Here is an 18,894-nt window from a genome sequence, read left to right as displayed (position 1 = left end):
CGGCTAGCGTCGAGCCTGCAACGGTGAGGACCAGCGGACAGACTCGGAGTGCGGACCACGATGAACGACAACGGGCAGGGCGAGGGACAGCGCTCCTGGTGGGAGAAGCCGGACGCGGACCCGGCACCGCAGGACCCCTACCGCTCCGGTGAGCAGCCGGGCGGCGGGACCGATGCGCACGACCCGTACCGCACGGGCTCGTCGGGCTCGTCGGGCTCGTCGGGTGAGGCCCCCACCCAGGCCCGGCCCACGAGCGGGGCGGCCCCGACCGAGGGGCTGCCGCGCTACGGCGGGTCCTCCGACCAGCAGCCGTACGGGCAGCAGTCGCCGTACGGGCAGCCGCAGTACAGCCGGCCGCAGTCCTACGCCCCGCAGCAGAACGAGCAGTACCCGGCGGCGGGGTCCTACGGCGGGTACCAGCCGCAGTACGACCAGCAGTACCCCGGGTACGGCGGCCCGCGGGTGACGGGCATGGCCCACGCCGTGTGCTGGACGGCCGTCGGTGGTCTGGTCCTCATGGGCACCGGGCTGGGCTGGGTCGCGGCGATCGTCGCGCTGGCGCTCACCCCCGGGGCCCGGCGGGAGATCGTGGAGTCCGGCGGCACCAAGCGGGGTCTGGGGTACCTGCTGGCCGGCAAGATCTGCGCCTGGGTGAACATCGGGCTGACGGTCCTGGTGGTCCTGGGGCTCATCGCCGTCTTCGCCATCGGCATCGGCGGTGGCTTCGACAGCGGGTCCTCGTTCGACAGCAACACCGACACCGTGAGCGTGCTGCTCCACCGATGACCGGAAGTTCCCGAGCCCGCGCGGAGTTGACCACCAGGTGACCGACGGACCCCTCATCGTCCAGAGCGACAAGACGCTGCTCCTGGAGGTCGACCACCCGCGGGCCTCGGCCTGCCGGGCGGCGATCGCCCCGTTCGCCGAGCTCGAACGGGCCCCCGAGCACGTCCACACCTACCGGCTGACGCCGCTGGGCCTGTGGAACGCGCGCGCGGCCGGCCACGACGCCGAGCAGGTCGTGGACACGCTGCTGGAGTTCTCCCGCTACTCCGTCCCGCACGCGCTGCTCGTCGACGTGGCCGAGACGATGGCCCGCTACGGCCGGTTGCAGCTTGTCAAGGACGAGGCCGAGGGTCTGCTGCTGCGGGCCCTGGACGCCGCCGTGCTGGAGGAGGTGCTGCGCAGCAAGAAGGCCGCGCCCCTGCTCGGGGAGCGCCTGGCGCCCGACACCGTGCGCGTGCACCCCAGCGAGCGCGGCAACCTCAAGCAGGTCCTGCTCAAGCTGGGCTGGCCCGCCGAGGACCTCGCCGGCTACGTCGACGGTGAGGCCCACCCCATCGACCTCGCCCAGGACGGCTGGACGCTGCGGCCCTACCAGGACGAGGCCGTGGAGGGTTTCTGGCACGGCGGGTCCGGTGTCGTCGTCCTGCCCTGCGGGGCGGGCAAGACGATCGTCGGGGCCGGGGCGATGGCGCGGGCCCGCGCGACGACGCTCATCCTCGTGACGAACACCGTCTCGGCCCGGCAGTGGCGCGACGAGCTCGTCAAGCGCACCTCCCTCACCGAGGACGAGATCGGTGAGTACTCCGGGGCCCGCAAGGAGATCCGCCCCGTGACGATCGCGACGTACCAGGTCGTGACGACGAAGCGGAAGGGCGTCTACCCCCACCTGGAGCTGTTCGACGCCCGCGACTGGGGCCTCATCGTCTACGACGAGGTCCACCTGCTGCCCGCGCCGATCTTCCGCATGACGGCCGACCTGCAGGCCCGCCGCCGCCTGGGCCTGACCGCCACCCTCGTGCGCGAGGACGGCCGTGAGGGCGACGTGTTCTCCCTCATCGGCCCCAAGCGCTACGACGCGCCGTGGAAGGACATCGAGGCGCAGGGCTACATCGCCCCCGCCGACTGCGTCGAGGTGCGGGTCACGTTGCCGGACTCCGAACGGCTCGCCTACGCCACGGCCGAGGACGACGAGAAGTACCGGCTGTGCTCCACGTCGCCGGCGAAGTCGCGCGTGGTGGAGAAGCTCGTCGCCCAGCACCGGGGCGAGCCGACGCTGGTCATCGGCCAGTACATCGACCAGCTCGACGACCTCGGGAACCGCCTGGACGCCCCCGTCATCAAGGGCGACACGACGGTCAAGGAGCGCCAGCGGTTGTTCGAGGCGTTCCGCCACGGGGAGATCTCCACGCTGGTGGTGAGCAAGGTGGCGAACTTCTCCATCGACCTGCCCGAGGCCAAGGTCGCCATCCAGGTGTCGGGCTCGTTCGGGTCCCGCCAGGAGGAGGCCCAGCGCCTGGGCCGCGTGCTGCGCCCCAAGGGCGACCACGGCTCGGCGCGCTTCTACACGGTCGTCTCGCGCGACACCAAGGACCAGGACTTCGCCGCGCACCGGCAGCGGTTCCTGGCCGAGCAGGGGTACGCCTACCGGATCGTGGACGCCGACGACATCGAGGGCGGCGTGCCGGACGCGAACGGCGTGCTGCCGGACTGACCCCCGACGCGCAGGACGCCCCGGACCGCGCGGTCCGGGGCGTCCTCGCGTTCTTGACGCTGGGCTCAGCCGACGTCGATGAGCACCTTCCCGACGGCACCGGCCTCGACCGCGTCGTGGGCCTTCGCGGTGTCCTCGAGGGCGAAGCGCGTCAGCGGCAGCCCGCGCTCCTCCCCCACCCCGAACGCGCCGTCGGCGACGGCGGCGGTCACGTCCTCGGCGGCGGCGGCGAGGGCGTCGGCGCCCATCGTGTACATGAGGATGAACTGCCACCGGGCGTTCGTCACCATGTTCGGGCGCACGTCCAGGCGCACCTCGTCCCCGCCGTTGTTCGCGTAGACGGCGATGGACGCGCGCGGGCGGACGACCTGCGCGTCGAGCTCGGCGTTCTGGGCCGGGGCCACCTCCACGACGAGGTCCACGCCGTCGGGGGCGATCTCGCGGATGGCCGCGACCGGGTCGCCCTCGCGGTAGTTCACGACGTGCTGGGCCCCGGCGGCGCGGGCGAGTTCGGCCTTCTCCGGGCTGCTGACGGTGGTGACGACCGTGGCGCCGGCCCAGCGGGCGAGCTGGATCGCGGCGTTGCCGACGGCACCGGCGCCCCCCGCCACGAGGACCGTGCGGCCCTCCAGCGCACCGGGGGCGAGCCGGCGCGGGCCGTCCTCGGCGACGGTCAGCGCGCGGTGGGCGGTGACGGCGGGGACGCCGAGGGAGGCGCCGACGTCGAAGGAGGCGCCCTCGGGGAGCCGGTGGACGCGGTCGGCGGGCAGGACGGTGAACTCCTGCGCGGTGCCGGTGGGCCGGTCCTGGGCGGCCATGCACGTCCACACCCGGTCCCCCACGGCCAGGTCGGGAACGTCGGGGCCCACCGCGTCGACGACGCCCGCGCCGTCCTGGTTGGGCGCGGCCTCGGGGAAGGCCAGCGAGGCGGTGCCGCCGCTGCGGGACTTCCAGTCGGTCGGGTTGACCCCCGACACCGCCACGCGCAGGCGCACCTCCCCGGCGTCGGGTTCGGGCACGGGGCGCTCGGCCAGGTGCAGGACGGAGGACGGTCCGGTCTCGGAGTACACGACAGCTCTCACGTGGGGGCGAACCCTGCGACCGGCCGTCCTGTTCCAGCGTGGGCCCTCTCGACAGCGTGGTCCTCGTTGCCTCCACGGGGCCGATCATCGTCCTCGGGGAGGCAACGAGGCCCCCGGCCCGGCGCCGGATCCGGCGGCACCCCGCCCGGGAGGCCTCTCAGACCCCGGTGAGCTGCCGGCGCCGCAGCAGCGGCTCGATCCGCGCGTCCCGCCCGCGGAACTCCCGGTAGGCCGCCAGCGGGTCGACGCTGCCCCCGCGCGAGAGGACGGTCGCCCGGAACCGGTCGCCGTTCTCCCGCCGCAGGCCGCCGTTCTCGGCGAACCACTCCACGGTGTCGGCGTCCAGCACCTCGCTCCACACGTAGGAGTAGTACGCGGCCGCGTAGCCGCCGCCGAAGACGTGGTGGAAGTACGTGCTGCGGTAGCGCGGGGGCACGGTCTCCAGCGCCACCCCCGCCTCGGCCAGCGCCGCGGCCTCGAAGCGGCCGACGTCCTCGGGGCCGGCACCGTCGAAGGCCCCCGGCGCCACCCGGTGCCAGGCCAGGTCGAGCAGCGCCGCGGCGAGGTACTCCGTCGTGCCGAACCCCTGGCCGTGCGCGCGGGCGGCGCGCAGGCCCTCGGCGGCGCCCGCCGGCAGCGGTTCGCCGGTGGTGACGTGCCGGGCGTAGCGGGCCAGCACCTCGGGCTCGAACCCCCAGAACTCGTTGACCTGGGAGGGGAACTCGACGAAGTCGCGCGGGACGCTCGTCCCGGAGAACCGCGGGTAGTGCACGTCGGAGAGCAACCCGTGCAGCGTGTGCCCGAACTCGTGGAACAGCGTCTCGACCTCGTCCACCGTCAGCAGCGCCGGGTCGCCCGCGACGGGTTCGGGCACGTTGAGGCAGTTGACGACGACGGGTCGTTCCCCCAGCAGCCGGGACTGCTCCACGAACGAGCTCATCCACGCGCCCCCGCGCTTGGAGGGGCGGGCGTAGGGGTCGAACAGGTACAGCCCGAGGGAACCGGACTCGTCGGCCACCTCGAAGGCGCGCACGCCGGCGGCGTACACCGGGACGTCGGTGCGCTCGGTGAACGTCAGGCCGTACAGCGCCGTGGCGGTGGCGAACACGCCGTCGACCAGGACCCGTTCGAGCTCGAACCACGGCCGCAGGGCCTCGGTGTCGACGGCGAAGCGTTCCCGGCGCAGGCGCTCGGCGTAGTAGGCCCAGTCCCAGGGTTCCAGCGGTCCCTCGAACCCGTCGGCGTGCAGCAGCTCGGTGAGTTCGGCCTCCTCGGCCCGCGCGTTGGCCACGGCGGCCGGGGCGAGCCGGCGCAGCATCCCGGCGGCCGCCTCGACGTCACCGGCCGTCTCGTCGGCCACGACCCAGGAGGCGTGGTCGGCGTACCCGAGCAGCACCGCCCGCTGCGCCCGCAGCTCCGCGATCCGCAGCAGCGTCGCCCGCGTGTCGTGGGGGCCTCCGCGACCGCCCCGGCTCACCGACGCCTCGTGCACGCGACGCCGGGTCTGCCTGCGGTGCAACGACTCCAGCACGGGCTGGCCCGACGGCAGGACGAGCGGCAGCAGGTGGCCGCCACCCCGCCCGGCGGCGTCGGCGGCCGCCGCGGCCCGGGCGAGTTCGGCCGGGCTCAACCCCTCGAGCTCGGCCGCGTCGGTGACGTGGACGGCGAGGTCGTTGGTGTCGGCGAGCAGGTCGACGTCGAAGGCGGTGGTCAGGCGGGAGAGTTCCTCGTTGAGCTCGCGCAGCCGGGCCTGGCCCGCCGCGTCCAGCAGCGCCCCGGAGCGGGCCGCGTCGCGGTGCAGCCGGTCCAGCAGGCGCCGCTGCTCCTCGGACAGGTCCGCCGGCGGGTCCTCGTGCAGGACGCGCACCCGGTCCACCAGGCGCGGGTCGAGCCGCACCGCGTCGTGGTGGGCGGCCAGCCGGGGGCTCCACCGCGCCTGCACCGCCCGCAGGTCGTCGTCGGCGTCGGTGCCGACGAGGTTGAAGAAGACCGCCTCGGCCCGTCCGAGGAGGCGGCCGGTGGACTCCAGAGCGTCGAGGAACTCCCCCGCCGGCAGGTCCCGGGCGAACACCGCGTCGAGCTCGGCGTGGTGGGCTGCGACCCCGGCCTCGAACGCCGGGGCGAAGTGGTCGGCGCGGATCCGGTCGAAGGGGGGCACGGCGAAGGGCAGGTCGCTCGGGGCGGCGAAGGGGTTCGACTCCGGCAGGTCCATGACCCGATCCTGCCGCACGGGGAGACGCGGGAGCCCCTCACCCCGGGGCAGGTGAGGCTCACCGTGCTCGCGAGAGATCACGGTTCGTCCACCGCGCCGCCGCCGGAGCGCCCCCCCCAGTCTCCGCGCAGGCTTTGTGGCGTCCGCCGTACCGGACCTCCCCCGTGACCACGGACGCCTGCCGGCCCACGCCCACCCTGCTCCCGTACTCCCCCGCCGGGCGCCGGAGCCCGATGACGTGCCACTACCGGTGCGCCACGTCGTGCGCCACGCCCGTGCAGAACCGCTCCGGCAACGCCTGCTTCGGCGACGTGGTGCGCTCGGCCGTCTCGCGCCGCGGCGTCCTGGCCGGACTGGTCGGCCTCGGCGTCGCCGGTGCCGCCGTGGGCGGGGCCCGGCCCGCGGCCGCCGCCCCCGGCGACGGTGACGTGAACCTGCTCGCGGACCCGTTCGACCCCGGTCACGTCGTCGAGTTCGACGTCATCGCCCCCGTCCCGGCCGAGGTCGACTCCCTCGACGTCCCGGCGGGCTGGACGTGGGCGCCGCTGATCTCCCGGGGCGACCCGATCCTGCCCGGGGCCCCCGAGTTCGACGTCGAGAACCAGACCGAGGCGGCCCAGCTCGGGCAGTTCGGCTGCAACAACGACTGCACGACGATCGTCGCGCTGCAGGACCCGAACCGAGCGCTGCTGGTGTGCAACGACGAGTGCACCAACGAGGAACTGATGTTCCGCGACTGGACCGACGCGGACACCGCCACCGACGAGCAGCTGCGGATCTCGATCGCCGCGCACGGCATGTCCGTCGTGGAACTGCGCCGCGCGGACGCGAGCTCCCCCTGGGGCTACCTCCGGGGGTCGGACGTCAACCGCCGCATCACCCCGTGGACGCCGATGGAGTTCACCGGCCCGGCCGCCGGTGCGAAGGCGCTGCGTACGAGCGCGGACCCGCAGGGCCGCACCCCGGTCGGCACGTTCGGCAACTGCGCCGGCGGCACCACCCCGTGGGGCACGGTGCTGTCGGGCGAGGAGAACTTCAACGGGTACTTCTCCTCCCCCGAGACCGAGACCGGCCAGAGCGACCGCTACAGCGTCTACGGCAGCCGCGGGCGTTCCTGGGAACGCGTCGACGCGCGCTTCAGCGCCGAGCAGGAACCGAACGAGGCCAACCGCTTCGGCTGGGTCGTCGAGGTCGACCCCTCGGACCCGACGTCCACCCCGCGCAAGCACACCGCGATGGGCCGCATGAAGCACGAGGGCGCCACGGTGTCCCTGGCCGCCGACGGGATCGAGGACGAGCGCTACGACGGCCGCGGCCGGTGGGTGGCGCTGACGCGGAACGGCCGCTCGGTCGTGGCGGAGATGTCGAGCGCAACCCCGTCAACGGCCGCGTGTACGTGGCGTGCACGAACAACACCCGCCCCGGGACGCTGGGCGCGCCGGGCGTCGACGAGGCCAACCCCCGGCCGCTGAACAAGGACGGGCACGTCGTGGAGATCGTCGAGGCGCGCGACGACGCCGCGGCTACGGAGTTCTCCTGGAACCTCGTGCTCGTCTGCGGCGACCCGGAGGACCAGAGCACGTACTTCGGCGGTTTCGACCCCTCGCTGGTCTCCCCGATCTCCTGCCCCGACAACGTGGCGTTCGACACCACGGGGAACCTGTGGATCTCCACCGACGGCAACACGCTGGGCTCCAACGACGGGTTGTACGAGGTCGTCGTGGACGGTCCGGACCGCGGCCGGGTGCGGCAGTTCCTGTCGGTGCCCACCGGCGCGGAGACGTGCGGCCCGCTCATCGCCGACGACGGCCGGACGGTGTTCGTCGCCGTGCAGCACCCCGGTGAGGTGGACGGGGCGACGATCGACGAGCCGGCCTCGACGTTCCCCTACGACGGCACCGGCCAGCCCCGGCCCTCGGTCGTGCAGGTCCGCCGGGGCTGACCCACCCCCACCGCGGGCTCAGCCGCCGGGCCGGACCAGCCGCGTCAGCAGCCGGTCCAGCTCGGCGGCCGGGTCGGCGGTCAGCCCGCAGTGCACGGGTGAGGTCTGCAGGACCGTCGAGCGGGGTGCCACGAGCCAGCGGAAGCGGGCGCCGGACGCTTCCGTCGTGGCCGCCCCGGCCCGCGGGTCCCCCGCGCAGACGGCCTCGAACGCGTCCAGGTGACGGCGCAGCGCCGGCACGTCCAGGCCCGCGCCCGGGCCCCCGGCCAGGGCCCGCAGCCGGTCCTCGTCGAGGTGGGTGGCCGCCGCGAGGTGCTCGCGGGCGCGGCACCACAGCACGATCCCGGCGTTGAGGAACTCCCCGCGGTCCACCCGCGGCACCACGCGGACCACGGCGTACTCGAAGACGTCCAGGGTCGCCTCAGCCACGGGGCACCTCCCGCTGGGCGCGGTCGAGGTCGGCGCGCCACCCGGTCGCGGCGAGCCGGCCGGTGAACCAGTCCAGGTAGGCCCGGCGCACCGCGTCGCCGTCCTCGAAGCCGGGTTCGTCCTCGACCCACTCCGGGGGCAGCGCGGCGACCGCGGCGCCCAGCACGTCGGGGGTCAGCGCGGCCGCGCACCGGGCCGCGACGTCGTCCAGCGGCGCGGCCGCGGCGAGCAGCAGGTGGTCCTCCACGTGCCGCAGCGGCCGGTCCACGCTGGCCGCGGCGCGCGTCCAGTCGTGGTGGAAGTACAGCGCCGCACCGTGGTCGATGAGCCAGGGCCGACCGCCCCACCACAGCGCGTTGGGGTTGCGCCAGGACCGGTCGACGTTGAGGACGAACGCGTCCAGCCACAGCACCCGCGCCGCCCACCGCGGGTCGACGGGGTCCACCGCCGGGTCGAAGGACAGCGCACCGGGCAGGAAGTCCATCCCGAGGTTGGCCCCCGGGGAGCGCAGCAGCAGGTCCTGGACCTCCTCGTCCGGCTCCCCCCGGCCGATGACCGGGTCCACGTCGGCCACGACGAGCTCGGGCACGTCCAGCCCCAGGGCACCGGCGAGCGCCGCGACGAGCACCTCGGCCACGAGCACGCGCCGGCCCTGCCCGGCGCCGTGGAACTTCACGACGTAGGTGCCGTCGTCGTCGGCCTCGCACAGCCCCGGCATGCTCCCGCCCTCGCGCAGCGGGACGACGTAGCGGGTGGCGGTGAGGCGGCGCAGCACCGTCGCATCCTGTCACCCGGGCGCCTCACCGGCGGTCTTCGCGGTTCCCTCCCCCGCCTGCGGTGCGGTCTCCAGGACTCTCCCAGGGTGCGGGCGCAGACTGGGGCGGTGAGATCCGCTGGTGCCGCACCGGAAGCCCGTCTCCTGGTCGTCGACGACGAACCGAGCATCCGCGAGCTGCTGGCCACGAGCCTGCGCTTCGCCGGGTTCGAGGTCGCCTCGGCCGCCGACGGTGCCGAGGCCCTGAAGCTGGCCGAGGACTTCCGTCCCGACCTCGTCGTGCTGGACGTCATGCTCCCGGACCTGGACGGCTTCACGGTGACGCGCAAGCTGCGCGAACGCGGCCGGGCGGTCCCCGTGCTGTTCCTCACCGCCCGCGACGACACGGCCGACAAGGTCGCCGGGCTCACCGTCGGCGGGGACGACTACGTCACCAAGCCGTTCAGCCTGGAGGAGGTCGTGGCCCGCATCCGCGCCGTCCTGCGCCGCACGGGGGGTGCGGCCGGTCCCGACACGGGCCGTCTCGTCTTCCACGACCTGGAGCTGGAGGAGGACTCCCACGAGGTCCGCCGCGGTGGCCGGGAGGTGGAGCTGTCGCCGACGGAGTTCAAGCTGCTGCGCTACCTGATGCTCAACCCGAACCGGGTGCTGTCCAAGGCGCAGATCCTGGACCACGTCTGGGACTACGACTTCAACGGCGAGGCGGGGATCGTGGAGTCCTACATCTCCTACCTGCGGCGCAAGCTCGACACCGAGGGCCTGGACCCGCTGATCCACACCAAGCGGGGGGTCGGGTACGTGCTGCGGGTCCCCCAGTCGGCGGGATGAGGTCGGCCCGGGCGCGGTGGGGGGCGCTGCGGGGGCGGCTGCTGGCGGCCGAGGCCCGGTTGCCGCTGCAGGTGCGCCTGCTCGTCGTGGTCGTCGTGCTGCTGGTGATGGCCATGACCCTGACGAGCCTGGTGTCCTCCAGGCTGCTGCAGGACAACCTGCGCAACCAGGTCGACACCGAGCTGCTCGACCGGGGGCAGGCGACCGCCCAGCAGGCGTTCCCGACGTTCAACCAGCCGGCCGACCGCAACCTGCTGCTGTCGGACTACTACGTCGTCTACGCCGGCGTCGACGGTTCGGACGCCTACCCGGTGTGCGCCCGGCCCCACGACGGCGGGGAGTGCCCGAAGGCGCCGGCGCTGCCGACGCTGACGTCGGCGTACGTGCAGGCCCACCGGGACGAGCCGTTCACCGTCGCCGACGCCGGGGGTGGCGCCCCGTGGCGGGTGCTCGTCTTCCCGGCCCGCCTGGCCGGGACCGACCAGGGCCTGAACATCGCCGTCGCCCTGCCCCTGACCGGCGCGACCCGCACCGTCTCGGACTTCCGCACCATCGCCCTCGTGGTGTCCGCGGGCGTGCTGGTCCTGGGCGCGTTCTTCGCGGTGCTGGCCATCCGGCGCAGCCTGCGGCCCCTGGACGACATCGAGCGGACGGCCTCGGCCATCGCCGGCGGTGACCTGTCGCGCCGGGTGCCCGACGCCCCGCCGGGCACGGAGGTCGGGCGGTTGTCGCGGGCCCTGAACGTGATGCTGGCCCAGATCGAGACGTCCTTCCGCGCCCAGCAGCGCTCGGAGGAGCAGATGCGCCGGTTCGTCGCCGACGCCAGCCACGAGCTGCGGACCCCGCTGGCCGCCATCCGCGGTTTCGCCGAGCTGCACCGGCAGGGCGCGGTGCGCGAGGCCGACGACGTCGCGCACGTCATGGGCCGCATCGAGGGTGAGTCGACGCGGCTGGGTTCCCTCGTGGAGGACCTGCTGGCCCTGGCCCGCCTGGACGAGGCCCACCGCGCCCGCACCGTGCGCCGGGAGCCGGTGGACCTGGTGGTGGTGGCCTCCGACGCCGTGCACGACGCCCGGGCCCTGGCCCCGGACCGCGCGGTGCGCCTGACGGGGCTGCGCGCCGGTGAGGGGCCCTCCTCGGCCGTGGTGTCGGCCGATGAGGCGGGTCTGCGCCAGGTGCTGACCAACCTGCTGGCCAACGCGGTGCACCACACCCCCGCCGGGACGGACGTGGAGGTGGCCGTGGGGCGCGTGGCGGGGCCCTCGGGGCCGGAGTGCGTGGTGGAGGTGCGCGACCACGGCCCGGGTCTGACCCCGGACCAGGCGGAGAAGGTGTTCGAGCGCTTCTACCGGGTGGACTCCTCGCGCCGGCGCGGCACCGGCGGCGGCTCGGGGCTGGGCCTGGCCATCGTCGCGACCATCGTCGACCTGCACGGGGGCACGGTGGCGGTGCTGCCCACCGACGGCGGTGGGGCGACGTTCCGGCTGCGGTTCCGGGCCGACGGCGGGACGGACGGCGGGGCGGACGGCGGGGCGGACGAGCCCACCGACCGCATTCACAGCTAGGGTCCAGCCGCCTCCGGGCCCACCTGCAGCGCGGTGCCCGAACCTCGTGGAGTAGACGGAACACCCCAGACGCGACCGCAGAGGTGAGCAACGGATGAACGGCCCGCAGCGCCCCACCACCGACGACACCGGGCCCTGGTCCGGGGCCCTGTCCACCCGGGCCCGCGGCAGCGACGGGCCGGGTCAGGGGGCAGGTCAGGGGTACGGGCGCCCGGACGGGGCGGACGCCACCGCACCGCAGCAGGCGTGGGACTGGAACCAGGGCCCCTACCGCACCCCCACCGGTGAGGGCCGTCAGGACCCCTGGGCCACCCCCGGGGGCCCCACCCCTCCCGGTGGCGGTGGCGAGGACCACGGCGGCGGTGGGGGCGGCGGCCGCCGCGGCCCGCGCCGCTCCCCCGGCTGGCTGGGGGTCGCCGGGGTCGCGATCGCCGGTGCGCTCGTGGCCAGCGTCGTGACCGTCGGCGCCGTGGGTGCCTTCGGGCAGGACTCCGCGGGGGGCTCCGGCGGGACGACCTCCTCGGCCGGTTCGGCGAGCGCCCCGGTCCAGGGCGTCAGCGAGACGACGGTGAACTGGCAGGGCGTGGTGAGCGCCGTGGCGCCGAGCGTGGTGTCGGTGACCGTCACGGGGCAGACCGGTGAGGCCGAGGGGTCCGGCATCGTCTACGACTCCCGGGGCTCCGTCGTCACGAACAACCACGTCGTCTCGGGCCTGGGGCAGGGCGCGAAGATCACGGTGACGCTGTCCGACGGCCGGGAGTACGCGGCGACCATCAAGGGCACCGACCCCGCCACCGACCTGGCCGTCATCACGCTCACCGACCCGCCGAGCGACCTGAAGGCCGCGACGTTCGCCGACTCCGGCGACGTCGTCGCCGGGCAGGCGGTCATGGCCCTGGGCAACCCCCTGGGGCTGTCCGGCAGCGCCACGACGGGCATCGTCTCGGCGGTGGACCGGCCGGTCATCACCCAGACCGAGCAGCAGCCCTCCGCGCAGGACCCGTTCGGCCGGTTCGGCGGCGGTCAGCAGCCGCAGCAGACGACGGCCGAGACGGCCGCGACCAACGCGATCCAGACCGACGCGGCGATCAACCCGGGCAACTCCGGCGGGGCGCTGCTGGACTCCTCCGGGAAGGTCATCGGGATCAACTCCTCCATCGCCTCGCTGAGCTCGGCCTCCTCCTCGGCCCAGTCCGGCAGCATCGGCCTGGGGTTCGCGATCCCCTCCGACGAGGTCAAGATGATCGCCGACCAGCTCATCGCGACCGGGTCGGCCCAGCACGCCTGGCTGGGGGTGAGCATGTCCGAGCAGTCCGCGACGGCCACCGTGGGGGACGTCTCGCGCCAGGGCGCCCAGGTCGCCGACGTGACCGGCGGCTCGCCCGCGGAGCAGGCCGGGCTGCGGGCCGGCGACATCATCACGGCGGTGGACGGCACGTCCATCGACGGGTACGAGTCGCTCACCGCCACGATCCGCGGCAAGGCCGTGGGCAGCGCGGTGAAGATCACCGTCGTGCGGGACGGAGCCGAGCAGACGCTGTCGGCGACGCTCACGGCGCGCGACCAGGGCTGACCCGGCACCCCCCGTCCCCGTCCCTGGAACCCCGTCCCTGCTCGTCAGGGGCGGGGTTCTCGCCGCGTGGGCGCGGCGCGCTCAGGGGTCGCGCAGCAGGGGCGCCCACCAGGCCGGCGGCAGCGGCCCCTGCGGTGCGGCGAGGACGACGAGGCCGTCGTGCTCGACCCGCACGCCCCGCGACGAGCGGGACCACCGGCGCCGGAAGCCGGCGACGGCCGCGGCGTGGGCGGGGGTGAGCCCGGGCAGGACGGGCAGGTCCCCGTCCGCGGCCAGGACGAGCCGGCCGGCCTCGACGCGCACGAGGCGGTGGGTGCCGTGCGGGGCGGGCACGTGTCGGGCCCGCACGACGTCGACGCGCCGGCCGTCCACGACCCCGGTGCGCACGACCTTCTCCCCACGGCGCTTGGGCGTGCGCAGCCCGGCCGCCCGCACCCGCGCGAGCAGTTCCCGGGTGGTGACGAGCTCGGCGCCGAGGGCGAGGGCCTCGGGGACGCGGTCGGCCGGGACGTCGTAGTGGTCGCCCTCGAAGGCGCGGGGAGGGACGCCGAGCCGGCGGGCGAAGGCGTGCAGCTCGTCCGCGGAGGTGTCGCTGGCCAGGTGCGACCACCACGTCCCGTGCGCGGGGACGCGCGCTGCGTCGATGAGGACGGTCACGGAGACGTCGTCCCGGGATCCACGGGCCACCGACGGGCCCGGGAGGTCCTGCCCCTGTGGACGAGCGGCGTGCTCAGCTGCGCCACCGTCCTACGTTCGTCGGGAGCCGGGGAGCCCGGCCCAGGAGTCCGCACCGAGGGTACCGAGGTGCGAGGGAGGAGTTCGGCATGTCCCGCTTCGAGGTCGACAGCGCACGGGTGGAGCAGGCCAGCAGCGCCGTGGCCACCTCGGCCACCAACCTGGCCGCCGAGGTCGACGGCATGATGCGACACCTGCTGGACCTGGAGTCGTGCTGGAAGGGTCAGGCCGCCAGCGGGTTCCAGGCCCTGTCGGGGCAGTGGCGCGTCACCCAGGACCGGGTGCGGGCCTCGCTGGAGGAGATCCAGCGGGCGCTGGCCCAGGCCGGCCGGCAGTACGCCGACGTGGAGTCCGCCAACGCCCGGATGTTCGCCTCGTGAGCTGACCCCGGCCGAGACCGCACGCACCACGGGCCCCGCGCCGGGTGGCGCGGGGCCCGTGGTGGGTCGAGGCTGGGCCGGCGGCCGGTCGGGCCGGTGCCGGTCACCCCGCTCGGGGACCGTCCTCAGGCGGCGTGCGACAGCGGAGCGTGCGCCCCGGGGATGCTCCAGCGCATCTCCAGGTGCGGGCGGCCCGACGCGTCGCGCACCGTCACCCAGTTCATGACGGGCTTCGCCGTGGCCTGTTCCGCGGCCTTGGTCTTGATGTCGATCATGTGCCACCTCCTGTTCATCTGCAGTTCACTTTAGCCGACCTGAACCACTTCGGAGCAACTTCTGGCGCGCTTCAGCCGGTGTGACCAACACCACACGCACGACGATCCGTGCGGAAGCCCGCCGACGGCCGACCTACCCTGGGCGCGTGACGACGGTCGACCTCGGTGTCCCCCGCCTGCGGCGACCCGGTTCCGCCGGGGCCGGCGCGGGCCTGCCCACCGACCGCCCCGCGACGCCGGACCTGCTCGACCGGCACGGCCGCACCGCCCGCGACCTGCGGGTCTCCCTCACCGACCGCTGCAACCTGCGCTGCCACTACTGCATGCCCCCCGAGGGCCTGCCGTGGCTGGAGCGCGCCGAGGTCCTCACCGACGCCGAGGTCGTCCGCCTGGTCTCCCTGGCCGTGCGCGACCTCGGGGTCCGCGAGGTGCGGTTCACCGGGGGTGAACCGTTGCTGCGCAAGGGCCTGGAGGACATCGTCGCCGCCACCACGCGGCTGCGGACGGCCGACGGCAGCCCCGTGGCGACGTCCCTGACGACCAACGGCATCGGGCTGGCCCGGCGGGCCGGGGCGCTGGCCGCCGCCGGCTTGACCCGGGTCAACGTCTCCCTGGACACCCTGCGCCCGGACCGCTTCGCGGCCATCACCCGCCGCGACCGCCTCGCCGACGTCCTCGACGGTCTGCGCGGGGCCGCCGCTGCGGGCCTGGCCCCGGTGAAGGTGAACGCGGTCCTGCTGCGCGGGACGAACGACGACGAGGCCGCCGACCTGCTGCGCTGGGCCCTGGCCGCCGGGTACCGGTTGCGCTTCATCGAGCAGATGCCGCTGGACCCGCACGGCTCGTGGCAGCGCTCGCAGATGGTGACGGCCGAGGAGATCCTCGCTGCGCTGCAGCGGGAGTTCCGCCTCGTGCCGCGTCCGGGCACGGCCCGGGGGGCGGCCCCGGCCGAGACGTGGGACGTGGTGGACGACGACGGCGCGCACCTGGGCGACGTCGGCGTCATCGCCTCGGTCACCCGCCCCTTCTGCGGCGACTGCGACCGCACCCGCCTGACCGCCGACGGCCAGGTCCGCACGTGCCTGTTCTCCACCACCGAGACCGACCTGCGCGATGCCCTGCGCTCGGGGGCCGACGACGCGACGCTGGCCGACCTGTGGCGCACCGCCATGTGGGGCAAGCTGCCGGGTCACGACGTCGACGACCCGGGCTTCCTGCACCCGACCCGCCCGATGAGCGCCATCGGTGGCTGAGGGGCGGACGACGGGTGCGCGACGGGTGCGCGAGGAGTGGACGACGGAGAAGGTGAACAGCAGGTGAACGACGTGGACACGCTGGACGTGCGGTACTTCGCGGGGGCCGCGGCCGCCGCGGGCCGGGAGGAGGAGCGCGTCGCCCTGGACTCCGACCTGCGCCCGGTGGGGACCCTGGGTGACCTGGTGCGCGTCCTGGGCGCCCGCGACCCGGCGCTGGCCCGGGTCCTGGCCGCGAGCAGCTTCCTCGTCGACGGGGTGGCGGCGCGGCCGGAGGACCGGCTGCGTCCCGGCACGACCCTGGACGTCCTGCCGCCCTTCGCCGGCGGCTGAGCCCGGGCCCCGGGAGCGCGGGCTCAGCCGCCGCCGAAAGGCTCGGGGTCGAACGTGCCGTTGCGCCGGCGGAACTCCGTCGCGGTGTCCGGCCACAGCAGCGTCAGCCGCCCGCTGCGCGGGTCGACGTACCAGCTGGAGCACCCGCCGCGCAGCCACACCGAGTCCGCGGCCAGGGCGTCGACCTCGGCGGTGTACCGCCGTTGCGCGTCCAGGCTCACCTCCAGCGGGCCCGGCGCGGCCGCGAGGTGGTCCAGCGCCCCGAGCAGGTACCCGATCTGGCTCTCGATGACGTGCACGGCCGAGTTGTGCCCCAGGCTCGCGTTCGGCCCGTCGAGCACGAACAGGTTCGGGAAGCCGTGCACCACCGTGGAGGCGTGCGAGACCATCCCGCCCTCCCACGCCTGCGCCAGCGTGCGCCCGTCCCGGCCCGCGACCCGCGCCGCGTAGGGCTGGACCGCCGCGTGGAAACCCGTGGCGAGCACGAGCACGTCGAGGGCGTGCCGGCGGCCGTCGGCCGTCGTCACCGCCCCGGGCCCGGCCGAGCGCACCGCCGAGGGCACCAGCCGCACGTGGGGGCGGCCCAGCGCGGGGTAGAAGTCGTCCGAGAGCAGGACGCGCTTGCAGCCGATCTCGTAGTCCGGGGTCAGCGCCGCGCGCAGCCCCGGGTCGGGCACCTGCGCCCGCAGGTGGTCCGACGCCCTGCGGCGCAACGCCTCCAGCGCGCCGGGGTCGAGACGGCGGGCGGCCAGCCCGCGTTCCATGTCGGCGAACGTCTCCTCCCGCAACGCCCGCGCGGTCTGCGGGGCGGCCGCGAAACCGGCCCGCTCGGCCGCGCTGAACGGGCGGTCCCCGCGCGGGACGATCCACGCCGCGCTGCGCTGGAAGACGTCGACGTGCCCGGCGCGGTCGGCCAGCGGCGGCACGACCTGCACGGCCGAGGCGCCCGTCCCGACGACCCCGACGCGCCGGCCGGTGAGGTCGAGCGCGGGGTCCCACCGGGAGGTGTGCACGACGGGCCCGCCGAACTGCGCCAGCCCCGGCACGTCCGGCGTCCGGGGTTCGGTGAGCCGGCCCGCGGCCAGGACGAGGACCCGCGCCCGCACCGGGCCGGTCGTCGTCCGCACCCGCCAGTGCTCCCCCACCGGGTCCCACGACGCCTCCAGGACCTCGCACCGAAGCCGGAGGTGACCGGCCACCTCCCGGGCGCGTTCGCGCAGGTACCGCTGCACCTCCGCGCCGGGGGCGAACACCCGCGACCAGCCGGGGTCGGGGGCGAAGGAGAACGAGTACAGGTGCGAGGGCACGTCGCAGGCGACGCCGGGGTAGGTGTTGTCCCGCCAGGTGCCGCCGACCTCACCGGCGCGTTCGAGCACGACGAAGCGCTCCCGGCCCCGCCGGGCCAGCCGGATCGCCGTGCCCAGCCCGGCGAACCCGGCGCCGACGACGGCGACGTCGAGCACGTCGGCGTGGTCCGGGCCCGCCCTCACGCGGGTGCGGGCTCGCCGTAGCGGGTGGTGCGCTGGCGCAACGGCCGGCCCACCCGGTCCGCGAGCGCGCGGGCGTCCTCGCGCGTCAGCGTCGTGCCGGCCTCCTGCCCGGCGGCCGGGTCCAGCGTGCCGTCCAGCAGCAGCCCGCCCAGGTCGTCGGCCCCGCCGCGCAGCAGGTCCGCGACGAGGTCGGCCGGGTGCTTGGGCCAGGCGGCCTGCACGTGCTCGACGCTGCCGTCCAGCAGCAGCCGCGCGACGGCGTGCAGGGCCCGGGTCGCCCGGGCCGAGGGCGGCCGCAGCGGGGAGGGCATGGCGATGAACTCGGTGATGCCGCCCGTGTCCGCGGCCAGCGCGGCCAGCAGCCGCAGGTGCGCCACCTGCTGGGCGGGTGTCTCGGGGCCGCCGTGGACGAGGGTGGACGTCGAGGTCAGCCCGGTCCCGTGGGCGGTGCGCAGGACCTCCAGCCACGTCGCCACCGGCAGGTCCGGGACCCCGCCGTTGAGCTCGGTGCGCACGGCGTCGTCGAGGACCCTGGCGGCGGTGCCGGGCACCGAGCCGAGCCCGGCCTCGCGCGCGGCCACGAGGAACTCCCGGGGCGTGGACCCGCGCCGGTCGGCGGCCGCCAGCACCTCCGGGACCCGGAAGGCGTGCAGGTGCACCCCGCCCGGACCGGCGCCCTCGGCGACCGCGCGCACGAGGGCCAGGGGCCCCTCCGGCCCGGCCCGCTCGGGGACGGGACCCTGCACGCAGACCTCCGTGGCCCCCAGGGCCACGGCCTCGGCGACCAGCTCGCGGACGTGGGGCAGGTCGGCGCCGACGCGCTCGCCGTCGAGGTTGCGGTTGACGACGAACGTCACGGCGTCCCCGACCCGACGCCGGCGCAGCTCGTCGGCCAGCGCGGCCAGCCGTTCGAGGTCCTCGCCGTCGGCGCCCAGCAGCGCCACCGCCTGCTCGTCGGTCAGGGTGCGGGGGTCGTGCGCCGCGACGGCGAGGGCCTGCTGGAGCGGGAGGGACGGGGACGGGGCGGGCACCGCCCGAGGCTAACCCTCAGGGGCAGGCGACCCACTCGGAGGTGCCGTCGGCGAAGTGCTGGTGCTTCCACACCGGCAGCCGGTCCTTGACCTCGTCGACGAGCCGGGCGCAGGCGGCGAACGCCTCGGCGCGGTGGGCGGCGGAGACCGCGACGGCGAAGGCGACGTCGCCCACGGCCAGGGGCCCGACGCGGTGCCCGACGGCGACCGCGTCGACCTCGGAGCCGGCGACGACCTCGGCCACGACGTCGCGCAGGACGCCGGGGGCGCTGGGGTGCCCCTGGTACTCCAGCGCCCGCACCGACCGGCCGTGGTCGTGGTCGCGGACGACCCCGGCGAAGGTGACGACGGCCCCGGCCGCGCGGTCACCGACGAGCGCGGCGTGCTCGGCGACGTCGAGCGGCTCGGGCCCCACGGTGGTCCGCACCACGCGGCGGGCGGGGGCGGTGAGGCGGGCGAATGACTCCACGCCGTCAGGGTAGGTCCCGGTCGGA

17 protein-coding genes and 1 pseudogene are annotated in these 18,894 nt (G+C 75.3%); 9 read left to right on the top strand and 9 right to left on the bottom strand.

What is annotated here, in order from left to right:
• Window positions 1-48: 48 nt before the first annotated feature.
• Entirely contained in the window at window positions 49-786 is a 738-nt protein-coding gene (locus tag AB2L27_RS13140; protein ID WP_370441926.1) for a DUF4190 domain-containing protein, read from the top strand.
• Between the two features lie 37 nt (window positions 787-823).
• Window positions 824-2,497 (top strand): DNA repair helicase XPB, encoded by a 1,674-nt coding sequence (locus AB2L27_RS13135; RefSeq protein ID WP_370441925.1) that lies wholly within the window; start codon window positions 824-826, stop codon window positions 2,495-2,497.
• Window positions 2,498-2,562: 65 nt separating this feature from the next.
• Here the strand turns inward: AB2L27_RS13135 and AB2L27_RS13130 are convergent, their stop codons facing one another.
• A complete protein-coding gene (locus AB2L27_RS13130) occupies window positions 2,563-3,579 on the bottom strand; it encodes an NADPH:quinone reductase (RefSeq protein WP_370441924.1) in 1,017 nt (338 codons plus the stop codon).
• Window positions 3,580-3,736: 157 nt separating this feature from the next.
• Entirely contained in the window at window positions 3,737-5,791 is a 2,055-nt protein-coding gene (locus tag AB2L27_RS13125) for a M3 family metallopeptidase (RefSeq protein ID WP_370441923.1), read from the bottom strand.
• A 233-nt stretch (window positions 5,792-6,024) separates the two neighbouring features.
• Here AB2L27_RS13125 and AB2L27_RS13120 point away from each other — a divergent pair.
• Window positions 6,025-7,733, top strand: a pseudogene (locus AB2L27_RS13120) (PhoX family protein).
• An 18-nt stretch (window positions 7,734-7,751) separates the two neighbouring features.
• Here the strand turns inward: AB2L27_RS13120 and AB2L27_RS13115 are convergent.
• Complete coding sequence (locus tag AB2L27_RS13115) at window positions 7,752-8,162, bottom strand: DUF3037 domain-containing protein (RefSeq protein WP_370441922.1); 411 nt, start codon at window positions 8,160-8,162, stop codon at window positions 7,752-7,754.
• Window positions 8,155-8,937: a HipA family kinase gene (locus AB2L27_RS13110; RefSeq protein ID WP_370441921.1), complete on the bottom strand. Its 783-nt coding sequence runs from the start codon at window positions 8,935-8,937 to the stop codon at window positions 8,155-8,157. Before AB2L27_RS13110 ends, AB2L27_RS13115 begins: the two co-directional genes overlap by 8 nt.
• A 108-nt stretch (window positions 8,938-9,045) precedes the next feature.
• Between AB2L27_RS13110 and AB2L27_RS13105 the strand changes: the two genes are divergently transcribed.
• The 3 genes from AB2L27_RS13105 (at window position 9,046) to AB2L27_RS13095 (ending at window position 12,903) form a co-directional block, all read left to right on the top strand.
• Window positions 9,046-9,765 (top strand): response regulator transcription factor, encoded by a 720-nt coding sequence (locus AB2L27_RS13105; protein WP_370441920.1) that lies wholly within the window; start codon window positions 9,046-9,048, stop codon window positions 9,763-9,765.
• A complete protein-coding gene (locus tag AB2L27_RS13100; RefSeq protein ID WP_370441919.1) occupies window positions 9,762-11,330 on the top strand; it encodes a sensor histidine kinase in 1,569 nt (522 codons plus the stop codon). The genes AB2L27_RS13105 and AB2L27_RS13100 overlap by 4 nt, the downstream gene beginning before the upstream one ends.
• 94 nt (window positions 11,331-11,424) lie before the next feature.
• Window positions 11,425-12,903 (top strand): S1C family serine protease, encoded by a 1,479-nt coding sequence (locus tag AB2L27_RS13095; protein ID WP_370441918.1) that lies wholly within the window; start codon window positions 11,425-11,427, stop codon window positions 12,901-12,903.
• 81 nt (window positions 12,904-12,984) lie between these two features.
• Here the strand turns inward: AB2L27_RS13095 and AB2L27_RS13090 are convergent, their stop codons facing one another.
• The gene (locus tag AB2L27_RS13090) at window positions 12,985-13,560 is read right to left on the bottom strand and encodes a DUF4031 domain-containing protein (protein WP_370441917.1); all 576 of its coding nucleotides are present in this window, start codon (window positions 13,558-13,560) and stop codon (window positions 12,985-12,987) included.
• A gap of 167 nt (window positions 13,561-13,727) precedes the next feature.
• Between AB2L27_RS13090 and AB2L27_RS13085 the strand changes: the two genes are divergently transcribed.
• Window positions 13,728-14,018: a WXG100 family type VII secretion target gene (locus tag AB2L27_RS13085; RefSeq protein WP_370441916.1), complete on the top strand. Its 291-nt coding sequence runs from the start codon at window positions 13,728-13,730 to the stop codon at window positions 14,016-14,018.
• Between the two features lie 125 nt (window positions 14,019-14,143).
• Here the strand turns inward: AB2L27_RS13085 and AB2L27_RS13080 are convergent, their stop codons facing one another.
• Entirely contained in the window at window positions 14,144-14,293 is a 150-nt protein-coding gene (locus AB2L27_RS13080; protein ID WP_370441915.1) for a hypothetical protein, read from the bottom strand.
• A gap of 146 nt (window positions 14,294-14,439) precedes the next feature.
• On the opposite strand from AB2L27_RS13080, the gene moaA reads away from it, so the two are divergent.
• Together moaA and AB2L27_RS13070 are read left to right on the top strand one after the other, a co-directional pair.
• Window positions 14,440-15,546 carry a GTP 3',8-cyclase MoaA gene (gene moaA / locus AB2L27_RS13075; RefSeq protein WP_370441914.1) on the top strand — a complete coding sequence of 369 codons (1,107 nt, stop codon included), beginning with the start codon at window positions 14,440-14,442 and terminating at the stop codon, window positions 15,544-15,546.
• Between the two features lie 63 nt (window positions 15,547-15,609).
• Entirely contained in the window at window positions 15,610-15,879 is a 270-nt protein-coding gene (locus AB2L27_RS13070; RefSeq protein WP_370441913.1) for a MoaD/ThiS family protein, read from the top strand.
• A gap of 23 nt (window positions 15,880-15,902) precedes the next feature.
• Here AB2L27_RS13070 and AB2L27_RS13065 read toward each other — a convergent pair whose 3' ends face one another.
• From AB2L27_RS13065 to AB2L27_RS13055, 3 genes are read right to left on the bottom strand one after another with little or no spacing between them, the layout of a single operon-like run.
• A complete protein-coding gene (locus AB2L27_RS13065; RefSeq protein WP_370441912.1) occupies window positions 15,903-17,369 on the bottom strand; it encodes a flavin-containing monooxygenase in 1,467 nt (488 codons plus the stop codon).
• The gene (locus AB2L27_RS13060) at window positions 17,366-18,400 is read right to left on the bottom strand and encodes an FO synthase (protein ID WP_370441911.1); all 1,035 of its coding nucleotides are present in this window, start codon (window positions 18,398-18,400) and stop codon (window positions 17,366-17,368) included. Before AB2L27_RS13060 ends, AB2L27_RS13065 begins: the two co-directional genes overlap by 4 nt.
• A 16-nt stretch (window positions 18,401-18,416) precedes the next feature.
• Window positions 18,417-18,869: a molybdenum cofactor biosynthesis protein MoaE gene (locus tag AB2L27_RS13055; protein ID WP_370441910.1), complete on the bottom strand. Its 453-nt coding sequence runs from the start codon at window positions 18,867-18,869 to the stop codon at window positions 18,417-18,419.
• Window positions 18,870-18,894 lie beyond the last annotated feature (25 nt).

The organism is Kineococcus halophytocola, assembly GCF_041276425.1.
Classification (GTDB): domain Bacteria; phylum Actinomycetota; class Actinomycetes; order Actinomycetales; family Kineococcaceae; genus Kineococcus; species Kineococcus halophytocola.
The sequence above is the reverse complement of the archived record's forward strand: the minus strand, read 5'-3'. Positions and strand labels throughout refer to the sequence as shown.

What these genes read in the sequence shown, in the direction of transcription:
- AB2L27_RS13125 (WP_370441923.1), bottom strand. Translation starts at nt 5,791, where the DNA reads ATGGACCTGCCGGAGTCGAACCCCTTCGCCGCCCCGAGCGACCTGCCC.
- AB2L27_RS13100 (WP_370441919.1), top strand. Translation starts at nt 9,762, where the DNA reads ATGAGGTCGGCCCGGGCGCGGTGGGGGGCGCTGCGGGGGCGGCTGCTG.
- AB2L27_RS13095 (WP_370441918.1), top strand. Translation starts at nt 11,425, where the DNA reads ATGAACGGCCCGCAGCGCCCCACCACCGACGACACCGGGCCCTGGTCC.
- AB2L27_RS13085 (WP_370441916.1), top strand. Translation starts at nt 13,728, where the DNA reads ATGTCCCGCTTCGAGGTCGACAGCGCACGGGTGGAGCAGGCCAGCAGC.
- AB2L27_RS13080 (WP_370441915.1), bottom strand. Translation starts at nt 14,293, where the DNA reads ATGATCGACATCAAGACCAAGGCCGCGGAACAGGCCACGGCGAAGCCC.